The 13,774-nt window shown below is 58.4% G+C and carries 9 protein-coding genes and 4 pseudogenes; 8 read left to right on the forward strand and 5 right to left on the reverse strand.

Going from position 1 to position 13,774, the window contains the following annotated elements; all coding sequences use genetic code 11:
* Positions 1-273 precede the first annotated feature (273 nt).
* Both LMG28727_RS07810 and LMG28727_RS34055 read left to right on the forward strand, forming a co-directional pair.
* Positions 274-1,374, forward strand: coding sequence for an MraY family glycosyltransferase (locus LMG28727_RS07810; RefSeq protein ID WP_201641732.1), 1,101 nt, complete (start codon positions 274-276; stop codon positions 1,372-1,374).
* Between the two features lie 1,876 nt (positions 1,375-3,250).
* Positions 3,251-3,659 (forward strand): annotated as a pseudogene (locus LMG28727_RS34055) (glycosyl transferase); the annotation flags it as partial.
* A gap of 45 nt (positions 3,660-3,704) precedes the next feature.
* Here LMG28727_RS34055 and LMG28727_RS34060 read toward each other — a convergent pair.
* From LMG28727_RS34060 to LMG28727_RS07820, 3 genes are all read right to left on the reverse strand, one after another.
* Entirely contained in the window at positions 3,705-4,088 is a 384-nt protein-coding gene (locus LMG28727_RS34060; protein ID WP_236591650.1) for a hypothetical protein, read from the reverse strand.
* 26 nt (positions 4,089-4,114) lie between these two features.
* The gene (locus LMG28727_RS34065) at positions 4,115-4,381 is read right to left on the reverse strand and encodes a nuclease-related domain-containing protein (protein ID WP_236591651.1); all 267 of its coding nucleotides are present in this window, start codon (positions 4,379-4,381) and stop codon (positions 4,115-4,117) included.
* A 94-nt stretch (positions 4,382-4,475) separates the two neighbouring features.
* On the reverse strand, positions 4,476-5,093 hold the full coding sequence (locus LMG28727_RS07820) for a hypothetical protein (RefSeq protein WP_236591652.1): 618 nt from the start codon (positions 5,091-5,093) through the stop codon (positions 4,476-4,478).
* Between the two features lie 2,182 nt (positions 5,094-7,275).
* Between LMG28727_RS07820 and LMG28727_RS07825 the strand changes: the two genes are divergently transcribed.
* Together LMG28727_RS07825 and LMG28727_RS07830 are read left to right on the forward strand one after the other, a co-directional pair.
* The gene (locus tag LMG28727_RS07825) at positions 7,276-8,373 is read left to right on the forward strand and encodes an integrase domain-containing protein (protein WP_201641733.1); all 1,098 of its coding nucleotides are present in this window, start codon (positions 7,276-7,278) and stop codon (positions 8,371-8,373) included.
* 9 nt (positions 8,374-8,382) lie between these two features.
* Positions 8,383-8,751 carry a hypothetical protein gene (locus LMG28727_RS07830; protein WP_201641734.1) on the forward strand — a complete coding sequence of 123 codons (369 nt, stop codon included), beginning with the start codon at positions 8,383-8,385 and terminating at the stop codon, positions 8,749-8,751.
* A 595-nt stretch (positions 8,752-9,346) separates the two neighbouring features.
* Here LMG28727_RS07830 and LMG28727_RS07835 read toward each other — a convergent pair.
* On the reverse strand, positions 9,347-10,015 hold the full coding sequence (locus tag LMG28727_RS07835; RefSeq protein WP_201641735.1) for a nuclease-related domain-containing protein: 669 nt from the start codon (positions 10,013-10,015) through the stop codon (positions 9,347-9,349).
* 400 nt (positions 10,016-10,415) lie between these two features.
* Between LMG28727_RS07835 and LMG28727_RS07840 the strand changes: the two are divergent.
* From LMG28727_RS07840 to LMG28727_RS07855, 4 genes and pseudogenes are all read left to right on the forward strand, one after another.
* Positions 10,416-10,876: pseudogene (locus LMG28727_RS07840) on the forward strand (glycosyl transferase); the annotation flags it as partial.
* 89 nt (positions 10,877-10,965) lie between these two features.
* Positions 10,966-11,151, forward strand: a complete 186-nt coding sequence (locus LMG28727_RS07845) for a hypothetical protein (protein ID WP_201641736.1) — start codon at positions 10,966-10,968, stop codon at positions 11,149-11,151.
* A 217-nt stretch (positions 11,152-11,368) separates the two neighbouring features.
* On the forward strand, positions 11,369-12,664 hold the full coding sequence (locus LMG28727_RS07850) for an O-antigen ligase family protein (protein ID WP_201641737.1): 1,296 nt from the start codon (positions 11,369-11,371) through the stop codon (positions 12,662-12,664).
* Between the two features lie 136 nt (positions 12,665-12,800).
* A pseudogene (locus tag LMG28727_RS07855) lies at positions 12,801-13,240 on the forward strand (transposase); the annotation flags it as partial.
* Here LMG28727_RS07855 and LMG28727_RS07860 read toward each other — a convergent pair.
* A pseudogene (locus LMG28727_RS07860) lies at positions 13,238-13,669 on the reverse strand (ATP-binding protein); the annotation flags it as partial. The pseudogenes LMG28727_RS07855 and LMG28727_RS07860 overlap by 3 nt on opposite strands.
* Positions 13,670-13,774 lie beyond the last annotated feature (105 nt).

Genomic DNA, 13,774 nt, shown 5'->3' on the forward strand with positions numbered 1-13,774 from the left:
TGTCGAACTGCGGCAAAGCAGGTGGGCGTGCGCGTGCCTGGTCTTGTTGTGCGTAACTTACACTTCGCCGCATCCAGATTAACGACCGCGCCCGAGCCGGACTGCATAGGTGAAATCCATAACTGGCGCGGCGTTTCAGGCCGTTTCGGCCTCACTATCTGGGATCTGCCGCAGCTGGGGCGACGCTGGCGCGTCGTATGCCGGCGTTAACCGCTTTCCGGGCGTCAGCGGTTTCGTTTGTATAATTCGGCGTCTTCGCTCAGGCCCACTTTCATGCTTAGTTTTGCGCTCGGCTTTCTCGTTTCACTGCTGATCACGCTGTTGATCGTGCGCTATGCGCATCTGCATGAAAAATTCTCCACCGACACCGATCTGGCCGGCGTCCAGAAATTTCACGTGCGCCCGGTTCCGCGCATTGGCGGGATGGGGATTCTGCTTGGGCTGATCGCGTCGGCGGTGCAGTTGCATCACGCGTATCCGGCCGTGTCGGGCGGCATTCTCGGACTGATCGCGTGCGGCATGCCGGCCTTCGGCTCCGGCCTCGTCGAAGATCTGACCAAGCGCGTGTCGCCGCTCGCCCGTCTGCTCTGCACGATGGCCGCCGCCGCGCTGGCGTTCTGGCTGCTCGATATCGCCGTCACGCGGATCAGCGTGCCGCCGCTCGACTTCCTGCTCTCGTATGCGGCGATCTCGTTCGGGGTCACGGTGCTGGCGGTCGCGGCGCTCGCCAATGCGATCAATATCATCGACGGCTTCAACGGCCTCGCGTCGATGGTCGCGTTCATGATGTTCGCGTCGCTTGCTTACGTGGCGTTCCAGGTGTCCGATCCGATCGTGCTGTCCGCATCGTTCATGATGATGGGCGCGGTGCTCGGCTTCTTCATCTGGAATTTTCCGGCGGGGCTGATCTTTCTCGGCGACGGTGGCGCGTATTTCATCGGCTTCATGCTCGCCGAACTGTCGATCATGCTGGTGATGCGCAACCGCGATGTGTCCGCGTGGTATCCGGTGCTGCTGTTCATGTACCCGATCTTCGAGACCTGCTTCTCGATCTACCGCAAAAAATTCATTCGCGGGATGTCGCCAGGCATTCCCGATGGCGTGCATCTGCATATGCTGGTGTACAAGCGGCTGATGCGCTGGGCGGTGGGTGCGCGGACTGCGAGGGAGTTGACCCGGCGGAACTCGCTGACGTCGCCTTATCTCTGGTTACTGTGCCTCATTGCGGTTGTGCCGGCGACTTTGTTTTGGCGGCATACGCTGCATTTGTTTTGTTTTGTGGTGGTGTTTGCGGTGGCGTATGTCTGGCTGTATGTGAGTATTGTGCGGTTCAAGTCGCCTAAGTGGATGGTGGTGAGGAAGGGGCGGCGGTGAGCGCCGCCCACTCCTCACCCTATCGGCAGCATTAGGTCGGCTCAGCCTTGTCTACGCGCTCGAGCTTCCTATATGACTCGCCAGTAATAAACGAGGGCTTCGGGGTGCGTGCCTGCGTGTTGCAGGGCCGCTTCGGCGATCGTACGAATAAGCAGGCGCCCTGCCCCCGGTGCGCATAAACTATTGCTGGCGCATCCGCAGGCGTCGATACAGTTCGCTACGCTCAAGTAATGCCGCTGGAAGCATGGTAGCTAACGCTACCGCTTCATGGAAAAGGGACCAAGCCCTTCGACGGCCCACAGCCTCGGCGAAAGGAGATTGCGCAGAAACCGAAGCTTCGCCGCGCTCCGCTTTATTGGCGAGGCGTGTATGAACAGCTGCCCGAAAACCGGAGTAAACGTGACCGCATCGCCGGACTCACCGTGTGGGACCACACCGGTCCAATGCTTCGTTTCAACCACCAAGAACAATGCTCGATTCTGTCGGCCACATCTTCACATGTCCGCTGCTGCGTGGACCAGCGATTGATGACCACCGGCAAATGCATGCTGTCTAAGTTCGACGTGTTTGCGGAGCGTGTCCGCCTCTCAAACCCACCGATATGTTCGCCACACGGAGACATTGAGTTTCGGGCGGCACAGGACCTTTCCGGAGTATGCCAATCATAAGTCCTGTAACCGCAACCTGGACAAGCCGGCAGAATTCCCTCCGGAATTCATGTTGCAGCCGGTCGCAGGCAATCGCGTACTGGTAGCCGTGGAGAGCGGGTGCGGTTGGGGACCGCGTCGATCACCTCCGACAGATTCAAGGCTGAGATCTGCGATGATCTTGCCCCGCGTGATTGCCGAAGTTGCAAATCAGACACCTGAGGGGATTATCGGATGTCAATGGCCACATACGCGGCACTTATGCGGACACGCGGCCGGTTTTGACGGTGCTGCACCCACAAACATTGTCCGCAACGCGGTGAGACGTCGCTGCTGAGCAGGAACGAGATAAAACTGCTCACCGATGTCTGCGATGCGAGCGAGCCAATATGCTGGGCCGAAGTATTCCGAAGCATCGTCCGCGCGAGTGTTGACGAAGTAACGGACCACCGTATCGAGATGCTCTATTTCCGCGTCAGCGAGCGCCGCGGGCCGCTTCAATCGATGTTGTTCATGCGCAATGGTTGCTTTCGGCTTCATCGGAGGGCGCCCTCCGACTGGATCGATGCCGGATAAAGCAACCCGCAGCCAGACGCACCACGATCTCGCGCGAAAACCCGGCCAGGCGGTAAAGCTGCGACGCGCCCAGAATTGCGGATCTTGTGGCGAACGCCATCAGGAGGGTTGTCGCGAACGTCCTTATGGCCGCCTCTGCGTTCCGCGCAACCCTCGCTCACGCAGGGACCGCGACAATACAGTGTTTTGGAGTGCATGGCTCAATGAATTCGCTTTCGGTGATTTCATCTTGCCAAGATCAATGAGAAGTCAAGACAGCTCGCTCGTTAGACCGTCGCACGGAATATGAAGAACTGCAATTTGGCATCGAGCCCGGAAAACCGTAGCCCGGTCGAGCGCAGCCACAGTAACCAACGAATCTCGACGTCGCCACCTACCGGGTATTCATGGCCCGGCGCCCGTAACACGCGTCCCGACCGTCTGAAAAATGCCGGCGGCAGTGAGTCTTGTCAAAGCGGTCAGATTGACGGCGAGGCGCGCCGTATGCCACAGAAGTGCCGTGAGCGCTGGTGCGGCCACCGTGGAGGGGACTGGACGGACGTTGACCTACGTCGCAAAGGCTCGCGCAAAGATGGCAGCGGAGTCGTCCACGCGAGTTCCTCCAGCAGTCGCGTGAGCGACTGCCCGGTGTAGCGGCATCGCTCACGCGTACCGAACTGTCGATCATGCTGCTCGCGCGCAATCGCGGCGTATCCGCGTGGCATCCGGTGCTGCTCTTCGTGTGTTCGGAGTCGTCGAGACGTGCTTCTCGATCGACTGGAAGGAATTCATTTGCCAGATGTCGTCAGGGATTCCTGACGGCGTCATCTGCATATGCTGGTTGTATGGGGCTGATGCGCTAGGCAGTGGGCACGCGGACTGCGCGTGAGACCCGGCGGGGCTCGCTGACGTCGGCCTATATCTGATTACTGTGTCTGATTGCGGTTGTGCCGGCCACGTCGTCCTGGCGATATACGCTCGCAATTGTTTTATGGGGTGTTTGCGGTTGCGAATGTCTGGCCGTATGTGAGTATTGTGCGGTTCAGGTCGCCGAAATGGATGAGGGTTGGGAAGGAGAAGCGGCGAGCGCGGTTTATCCCTTCCCATATCAGCAGCGTTAGATCCGGCTCAGCCTTGTCCGCGGGCGCGGGCCTCCTGTATGCGTTCCCGGTGCTCCGCTCGAGCTTCCGGACGCGTGTCTGCGTCTTGCAGGATCACGTCGGCGATCGTGCGAATGGGCAGGCGCCCTGTCCCGGTGCGCGCAAACTGCTGCTGACGTACCCTCAGGTGCCGGTAAAGTTCGCTACGCTCGAGCAGCGCCGCTGGAAGCGCGGGAGCTACCATTGCCGCTTCATGCGAAAAGACACCTAGTCCTTCAACGATCCACAGGCGAGGTGGGAGCATGTCGCGCAGAAACCGCACCTTTGCCGCGTTCTGCCGGAGTGGCGACGTGCGCACGAGCCGCTGACCATCAACCGTCGTCAGCGTCTCATCGGATTCGCGACGTGTCACGACACAGCTTCAATGCTTCGTTTCGATCACGAAAATTCCGAAGGGCGGATCGCGAGATGGTCTATTTCAGCGGTTGGAAACGTGCTTCCCGGCGCGTGAATCAGGATAAGACCGTCCAGTACTAACCAGTCGTCGCCGCACAGGCGCGCGAGGTGCCACCGCAACTCGGCAGACACCTGCCTCTCGCCCTCCTCCCCGCGGTCCCGGGAAGGGGGCGTCCGGCCTTTCGAAGGGTCGGCATCGGGCAAAAGCTTATCGTTGAAGCTTACATACGCGCAGAACAACGCGGCCATCAGCCCGAAGACTGTTTGATCAGCATGCTGGTTTCTCCTTTATTGACGTAGGTGAAACCAGCGTATCGAGTGCCAGAAGAAGTCAAGCGTCAGGTCAGGATCGTGAGCCCCGGAACAGGCTGCCTGTCTTGTGGACGACCTTCTCTGAGGCCTCACATACGGAATGCGTTGTTGTCCCCAGCGCGCGGGCCGCCTTGCGCAGGTTACCTCGGTGCTCCATGATGGCCTCCATGGCCTTATCACGCGTGAGCACCGGAATGTCCGGTCGCGAATAGGTAGCCGCATGCGAGCATCGGAGATATTCATTTTGGACACTCGATGCACCTGTGATAAGAGTCGTATTGAGCAGGGCAACGAGCACGCGCTTTCTGATCCACAATAAAAACTGGCGCCAATGCTCGAGTTTCTCGGCCACTTCCTGAGATGTCAGCTGCTGCACGGACCAAAGACTGATGAGAAACCGCAAATGCTTGCTGGAGAAGTTTCGCGGCGTCTGTAACGCATATCCGCTGGCGCGCAGCACCTCGAATCCTGCCAATACCTCCGCCACCCGCCGACATTGTGTTTCCGCCGGTACCGGCTCCTTGGCACCAGTGCGCCGATCATACGTCGATGTGACTCGACCTCGGGCGAGCCCGCGGAATTCCCGCCTGAATTCAAGTGGCAGACTGCTGGAGGCAATCTCGTACCGGTAGTCGTAGAGAGCGTACATGTGTGTTTTCCTTGTATCGAAACTGTGACTTGGTCGATGCGGCTTGGGCACCGAGCGGCGTTCAGCGGCGCGAGCGAACGCGCTGCCGTTTTGAGTGCGCTGTTTATCGGGCCGCGCGCGCCACGGACAAGGAAATGTGCAGACGATGGCTAGCAGCCATCGGGACGCGGTCAAAGGTGGAGTTGGCGCAGCCGACGCTACACGTCACCGCGATGGGGACGATCGCCAAAACTGCGCAAGGGAAACAGAGAAAAACGATAGCCCCAAACAACAGGCGTCAGAACTCACTGCGCCAGGCACGCTGCGTACAGTCTCCAAATATGAAAATGGAGGCGTAGCAACAACGGCCCTGCGGGCAGGCTGGGTCGAAAAAATAGGGGCTGCTATGGCAATCTGAGGTCGATGCGTCGGGGACGCAGGCATAAATATACGCTGATGCCATTGAAACTGGCAAGCCTGCGGCGCAAGGTGAGCATGCTATGCTGAATATACCGAAACGACGGGAGATTAGCGTGGATATCGCATGGCCGTTATTTGGACTCAATGCAATATTTCTAGGAGTAGCTTGGTCGATGAAACGTGGTGCGCGCGAGCGAAGGGAGCAGCTGCTTGCGCGACGTCCACCGGTCGTCTCTTCGCCCCAGAGAGAGTTGCCACCCCACGCCATCGCCACCCATTCGGGAGAACTGCACTGCCCCCATTGCGGCCATACCATCGACGACCGGGATTTCGCACCACAGCACGCGCCAATGGCCTACTGGCCGGCACGCGAATCGCCGTACTTCAGACGGCCATCTAGCTGAACGCAAAAGCACTGAGAGACGTATAAAGCGGGCGATATTTCCTGTGGCGCAGCGTGCAGGGGTCCCTCCGCGAGGATCTCAGGGGTAGACCACCTTCAGTTGAACGCCTTCGGATGCAGCCCCATGCTTTCTTACGTGGAGCGTTGCGGCGCCCTATTCCCGCGTCGTGAGCCGCGCTGGGACAACGCGGCTGTCAGCGACGGACGACGAACGGCACAAAGGTCGCTGAGACCGGTAATCGTCCGAGGACGGCGCCGCTCTCGCTCCCGGTTCCCATTAACCCGCGTCCGCTGTACAGGCCAATGGTGCAAGGAACGGGCAGCAGGAAATGACCATTAACGCGACCGCTGGCTTGTTGACGGCGTACAAGGGCAGGGCGCAGCATATTGCCAGCTCAACGTCGCCGGAAGGCTCCAAGTATGCTGTGGGCACCCTCTGTTCGGCGGCAAAACGACACCCCCTTTTGCTATCGCTGCAGCTATGTTCTAATCATCATAGTAACGTTCGCTCACGTCACGAGCATCGACAATGACACTCCCTTTCGGGGGTTTGGGGGGTTTTTTGGCCCAGTTTTTTTACATGCCCGGGTTAGCGTCACCGCACGCAAGGCATTTCCGAAATTCGCGTTAGTAGCAGTGACGTGAATGAAACCTGCTCCGCTCAATCAGAGTGCAAGCCTGTCCACGGCCCTGAAGTTCCCGACGCGTCACTCCCGTAGTGATGCCGCTCTCACTGTTTTCAGGCAGGACACGCGGTTGGTGTCGCGTCTCCCCCAATCACTGATCCGGCGATAACTGATCGTCCTCCAAGGAAAATTCCAACGAGGCGAATTTTTAACGGGTCAGGGACTTGCTCTGTGACGCCCCCTTCCCCAGACGCGGGCGATTTTTGACCGCGCGACGAAGCCGTCAACGTATGTCCGACGGCAACGATACATCTGCGTCGTGCGATTCACATCGCGGCATCCATCAAAGCAAAGCTTGCGTTTCATTCATCCTCAGATGTCGATGATGGCCGCAAGCGCTCCAATCGCAACTCCTATTCCGTAACGGGTGCAGGAGAAGTGTCTTTGTCAGACACCAGCCGCTCAGCGCTCCAGCAGTAACGCAGCTTCTGCTCGCGAGCTTCCCTTTCCCGTCCAGAACCTGTATTCCCCGAGGGCCTATCCGTAACTGGATCCCACAGCTCAACGCACTACCCGGCCCTCTCCCGAATTCAATTGCTTACGTACGCGCTGTGCCCGCCCCGGCCCAGCCCGTCATTGCAGACATCCGACGTATTCCGGATCTGTCACGAGCTCTTCGTGACTGGGGCCATGTTCGCCTTTCCCCCGCGGGCGAACATGAGTTGACATCGGGGTAACAGCTGGGAGTTAGCCAATGAGCATGATGTCCAAAGCCATACACAATTCCGCAGTAAGCAGTAAAAAGGCGGGCGGCAGCTTTGCAACACAACAGAACAGGCGGCTCGACACAACGGGCCTTTTGCGCTTTGCCAGGCAGGTGGGCGAGTTGCGAGCATCACTCAGTGAAATTCCGACATGGGTGATTCATGCCTATGCCCAATACTGCATGGCACAGGGCAAAGCTGCGGGCACGCTCGCGAATATATTTTCGGCTGTCCGCGTCACATCGCACCATGCCGGCCGCAACATTCACGACGCGTGCAACAACAAGGAACTTCGACTGGCCCGACGAATACGGAAAGGAACAAAACGGGCCTTGAATCCGTCGGAAATTGATCAGTTGATGGCGAGAGCGAAGGGAATAGACCGGGGGCTAGCGCACATGATATCGCTCGCAGTGCACCTCGGACTTCGGCGCAAGGAGGCACTGATGTGCGGGCCCGATCTCGAGATGTGGCTCGACGCACTCGTGCGCGGCGAATCCTCGCTTCCGCTTATGCGTGGCTCGAAAAACGCGCGGCCCAGACAGGTGCGGATCATTCAGAGCGCGCGGGCGCAGACGCTCGAAGCGGTCCGTTCCGCGCTCGCTTACGCTCGTGAGCACAATCTCGAACTGATTACGGGCTACGGCAAGACGCTCAAATCTGCAAAGAATCGACTCACTGGACTGCTGCGCCGGGCAGGCATGGTTGGGCCAATCAGCTTTCATTCGCTTCGCTACACCTATGCACTCAGGAGTGCATTCGAAATGCTGGAGGCAGGAATAGCCCCCTATGAGGTTCTGGTGGAACTCAGCGAATCGCTCGGGCATGGCCCTACACGCATTCAGATGATTCTTGAACACTACTGCCAGCCGATCAAAGACAGGTTTGACGGGCATATATCGCTGCACGATATCGAAGCCGGTCGTCGGCGCCCACCAGGCAAACTACCGCGTGCGACAGCGCGTCTACTGGCAAAACGTCGACATTGCGAATTAAGCGGCTATCCTATCGGCCGGCCCAGTGCGGCGCACGATCTTGCATACTCGGCAGACGATACGCAAATTGAAGCGCACCCTTTCAAACCTTGAGACATCCCTATGCCCGATTTTTCGCTGCTGGAACAAGTCAAGCGTTGCGCCGACAAAATCGGATACAACGACGTGATAAGCGTCATCATGGCCAAGGTCTGGCTCGAATTTGAACAGTCGATCGCTCCATTTTCGTCGCATCCACTCCAACTGCAGGACCTCGATGTGGCTTTGCTTGCAGGCTTTGTCGAAATGCGCTCGAAGCGATGCGTTGATGTCGAGTTACTTCTGCTGGAAATCACCTGCATCAGAATGGTCCTGCTGGAATCAGGTTTCCTCCACAACCAGCTAAGTGGACTTAGTGTCCGCATAAAACGGGAGCGGCTTGCCAATGACGAGAACGGTAAATATCGATTCGCAAAACGACTTTGTATCTGACCTATAACCGCCAGGTTTGGGAGGCCGATGACCTAGCCGGCCCAGATGACAGTTTGGCCGGAAGCGCGTGGGAGAGCCAAGGCATGGTTCCTCATAACCCGAACGGGTGTGTCGCATGCGACTCGGCAACGTTTATGGAAAAGCGGGGCGCTGTGTCACCGTCGCGCAGCATCGGCGTACAGGCATGTGCTGCGGCCGGAGGTGATCCGCTCCCGCGTTTCTGACGACCTCGTTTCTCGTTGCGATGCAGGACGCCCCTTACGACTCGCAGCACGCGGATTACTCCTGCCCGCGGCGATGAACTGGATGACGATGCCGAGAGCCATAGCGGGGCTTCGTGCTATGACGCGAAGCCCGCGAACCTCGATATTTTTTAGGTATCCTATTTAAATATCACAAACTGACTAGATCACGGAGAATCGCCGACGCCTCGCCTCGAACTACCGCACGTTTGCTACGGATATCGTCTTACTCCTTGATCGCACCTGAACGCCCCTCCCCCAAAAGCATTAATGACATGCCGCAGAAGTTCGCGAAGAGCTTGAAGCGTCACCAGGTTGCCTAATGACCGAAGCCAGTAAAACAACTTCTCGTCCTATTTGCAGCTCTTGCCCCAATCCGCGCACCGCAACTGTAAATAGTTGCCAACTCTCTCGGAATCGAGATGTCGGCGATGGCTGTCGCGAAAGCGATTCAACCGCGTGCGCATAAAATGGTGGAGCTCAGACGCTTGCAGAACTGTTTCCGGCAACGTGGGATCAAGCACGCAGTGCGATGCAGCGAATACTGCAATGCATTCGACCGGGCAGCCGTATTCGGCCAGTAGGCCACGTAAGTGTCGGAGAGCGGGCTTCGCCCTGCGTAATGGAGACGTCTGCACTGAAACAACACCAGGCTTTTCATGCACAAGGAGTTCGTCCTCGCTTGTCGAACGCATCACGGTCCCTGTCCAATCGTATCGATCAATGACAAACGCTCCAAACTCAGTCACAGCGAGACAGTCTATCCACGTCATCGGGTTGCGCGTGCCCGGTGCGTGCTCAACTATGACGCCACGGCGTACAACGAACGCACGGTCGGACATTGCCCGCAGTACCGCTGCAACGTTTTTTGTTAACGGAAGGGACAAGCGGCGTTGACGCCCCATCCACCCATCGCGGCCGCCAGGCGGTCCCGTGAAATCCGCAGCCAGTTCCTGCGGGCAGGCGACACTACGGGGTGCATCTGTACCAGCAAGAGAAAACAGCTCCTCATTCTGTTTCATTTTTATTTCCTTTCGTTGACTGCAGAGGGCAAACGGACAAGCTCATTTACCATTCGCAAGCATTATCAGTAAATTAATTAGTAAAACTTATAACGATATATGGATCGGCGAGGCAATTTAAGTCGCGATATCTTCGCTGGCTGCAATTCGGCGTCTCGATAGACGCTTCTCTCTTCCGGCAGCCATGATCACTCCACCCAGCCCACCCAAACGTCACAACGCCTGCTAGCGCTCCAGTCTCGAGTCCGCCCATCGGGTTGTGAAGTTAGATGGCTGCGGGGCCAAGACTGTCGGTTGACTGACGCAGGCAGGCCGAAGGTCACATCGCAGAGCAGTGTCTCGATGACTTGAGCATGCCACTCTCAACAAGAAGTCAAGGCAACGCCTCTGTGTTGATTCTCTCGGGGACGGTTGGGCGTATTCCGTCGGCTTCATGCTTGCTGCGCTGTCGGACGTACACGTGATGCACAATCACGATGTGTCGGCGTGGTATCCGGTGCTGGTTTCATGTATCAGATCTACGAGATTTGCTTTTCGATCTACCGGAAGAAGTTCATTTGCGGAATGTCGCCAGGGATTCCGGACGGCGTGCATCCGCATGCGCTGGTTTACAAGCGGCTGATGCACTAGGCGGTGGGGATTAGAACGGCTCGGGATTTGACGCGGCGGAATTCGCTAACGTCGCCGTATTGGTGGCTGCTGTGTCTGATCGCAGTCGTGCCGGCGACGTTGTTTTGGCGGCACACGCTGCATCTGTTGTGCTTCGTGGTAGTGTTCGCGGCGACTTATGTGTGGCTTTACATGAGCATCGTGCAGTTCAAGTCGCCGAGATGGATGGTGGTGCGGAAGGGGAAGCGCTAGACAGTAAGCGAGAAGCCCGCGCTTTGTGTGCGTCGGCATGGTAGATGCGAATACCATCGGATGAAATCAATAATTGGAGAGGGGCCGTTATGAAATCGAAAGTCCATTTCCTCTCGCTCGGACTGCTGATCGCAGGCCTGCCGGCGTTGGCCAATACGGTAGCGGACAACATTGCATGGAGCGCGCGGCCAGTCGCGGTAACGAGTACGCAGCCCGAGTGCACGGCCTACTCGGCCGGCAGATCACAAATGCGAACGACTCAACAAACCCGCTGACCAGGCCCTGAAAGTGGTCGGCACGCTTGCGGTTGTGAGGGTCGCGGGCGCCGCAACGAAAGCCCCTAGTCAGACTGCGCCAAATCCTGCGGAAGGCTCTCAGACTGTCCTAAGGATCGGGTGCACACTTAGGAAGAAGGTACAATAATTGGCCAATAGATAAGGCCCGACGCGGCGCATTTCGACGTCGTGACGGGCCGCCCCAAGTAAAAAAGACATGTCGACGCCCGCCACTCCTTCTTCCCTGAGCGTCAGCCCTCGAAGCCTGTTGCCAGCATTTTTCCTGCTTACGTATCCCGCGCTCACCCTGCTCTTGCATGGCGGTGGAAGCGCCGTATCGATTGCAGCCGCGGTCATCTCGCTTGCGTTGCTGCTTGGCCCTAAATCATGGACTGGTCTCTCTCCCATTCAATGGGACCGGGTGGATAGGTACCTGTTCGCCGCGATGGCGTGCCCGCTCGCGGCGGTGCTGATCAGCGAGATCTGCCACGGGAGGGTGGTGCCCAATACGCTCGATTCACCTTCGCGCTTCCTCGCCGCAGTGCCGCTCTTTCTGGTCCTGCGGCAAGCGCTGCCACCCACGCTGGCATGGAGCGATCTATCGTTCGCGCTGGGTGCGCTAACGTCGCTCGCCATTCTGCTAATCGCGCCGCAAAACACCAATATCGGCCGCGTCAGCAGCAGTTTCCTGAATCCAATTCACTATGGCGATATCGCGCTCGTGCTCGGCGCGCTGTCCATTCTCTCGTTGAACTGGTGGCGTAAGGACAGACTGGCGGTGCGGATCCTGAAAATCGCCGGGCTCATCGCCGGACTGGTGGCATCGGTGCTGACCGGCTCGCGCGGCGGTTGGATCGCCGTGCCCGTGGTCGCAGCGCTGATCGTGTACTTGCATGGCCGTGGCAAGTCGCGCCGCTGGAAAGTACTGTTGCCGTTGGCGATCGTCGCGATTCTCGTCAGCGTGTTTGCTTTTTCGCACTCGGTACGCGACCGGGTCGCCGATCTGTCCACGGATCTCGTCAGCTACGAGCATGGGCAGCGCGACACGTCGCTTGGCATCCGTCTGCAGTTGTATCAGACCGCGCTCAAGATCGTCGAGCGCCATCCGCTGCTCGGTTTGGGTGCGCATGGCTTTCGCGACAGCATGCAGTCGTTCGCCGACGCGGGCATGCTCACCCCGCTGGCAGCGCAAACGGGTAAAGGTGAGACGCACAACCAGTTTTTCGCCTATCTGACAGACTACGGTCTCGTTGGCGGCCTCGCCCTGCTGTCCATTTACGTCGTGCCTAGCATAATCTTCTGGAAAAGGCTCCGGGCGCCCAACGCTCCGGCCTGTCGCGCTGCGCGGATGGGCTTGACGTTCGTGGTCGCTTTCTGGATTTTCGGCCTGACGGTTGAGACGTTCGACCTCAAAATGACGGTCTCCTTCTACGCGACCATGATCGCGATTTTGGCTGCATTGGCCACCTATGCCGACAAGGCGGGCGACACCCCGCCCACTCGTCCCAAGTAACAAAGAGGTCGAAACTCTGCGCTGCATCGATTTACCGACCAACGGGAGAGGTGGCCGCGCGAATTCGGACAATGAATGGGATCAGTGGAGCGGCCGGGGCCTGAGCCAGCGATAATGCAGGCAAAGGAACGAGGAAATGACGAAGAGAACCCGACGCACGCACTCAGCGACGTTCAAAGCAAAAGTGGCACGGGCGGCAGTCAAAGGCGAGCGCACGCTGGCCGAACTGGCGCAGCAGTTCGATGTGCATCCGAACCAGATCACGGAATGGAAGCAGCAGTTGCAGGAGCGTGCAGCCGACCTGTTTGGAACGGCGGGCATGGTATCGAACGAGCCGCCGGTTGACGTGAAGACCTTGCACGCCAAGATCGGCCAGCTTTCTCTAGAAAATGATTTTTTAAGCGGCGCGCTCAACAAAGCGGGATTGCTGAGCGCAAAGCGATGATTGACCGTGGCCATCAGTTACCGGTGTCGCAGCAAGCGAAGCTCGTCGGCATTGCCAGATCGAGTGCGTACTATCGGCCGCAGCAGGTCAGCGAGGCTGACGAAAACTTGATGCGTCGGGTCGACGAACTGCTCGGGGAAGACCTTGTTCCAGTCACCAAACGGCTCGTTGGCGGTTAGAAGAAGGGATCGGCATTCGTATCGGGCGCCGATCAGCTCGAATAACACGGAGGTTTCGGCCTGATCCTTGGTGACGTATGCAAAGTCGTTGAGAATGAGCAGGTCGAAGCGGTTCAGACGGTTGATGGCGGCTCGTGCAACCTGGAGCCGCTGCACAAGGTCGGAGGTGCGGGTGAACAGGACCTTCCAGCCTTTGTCCAGCAGGCTCAGTCCGATGGTCGACGACCGGTGCGACTTGCCGCCGCCAGGCGTCCCGACCATGATCAGGTTGGCGCCGTTGCGCAGCCATCCATCGCCGGCACACAGTGCCGAGACCGGTGCTTTGGAGATCATTGGCACTGCATCGAAGGTCTCCGGCGTCTTGCCCGGTAGCAGCCGGGCCTACTTCAGATGGCGTTACATGAGCATCGTGCGGTTCAAGTCGCCGAGGTGGATGGTGGTGCGGAAGGGGAAGCGGTAGCTCGTCTGCGGGAATTCCCGCTTAAC

This window comes from Paraburkholderia metrosideri (genome assembly GCF_904848625.1).
GTDB classification, from domain to species: Bacteria; Pseudomonadota; Gammaproteobacteria; order Burkholderiales; family Burkholderiaceae; genus Paraburkholderia; species Paraburkholderia metrosideri.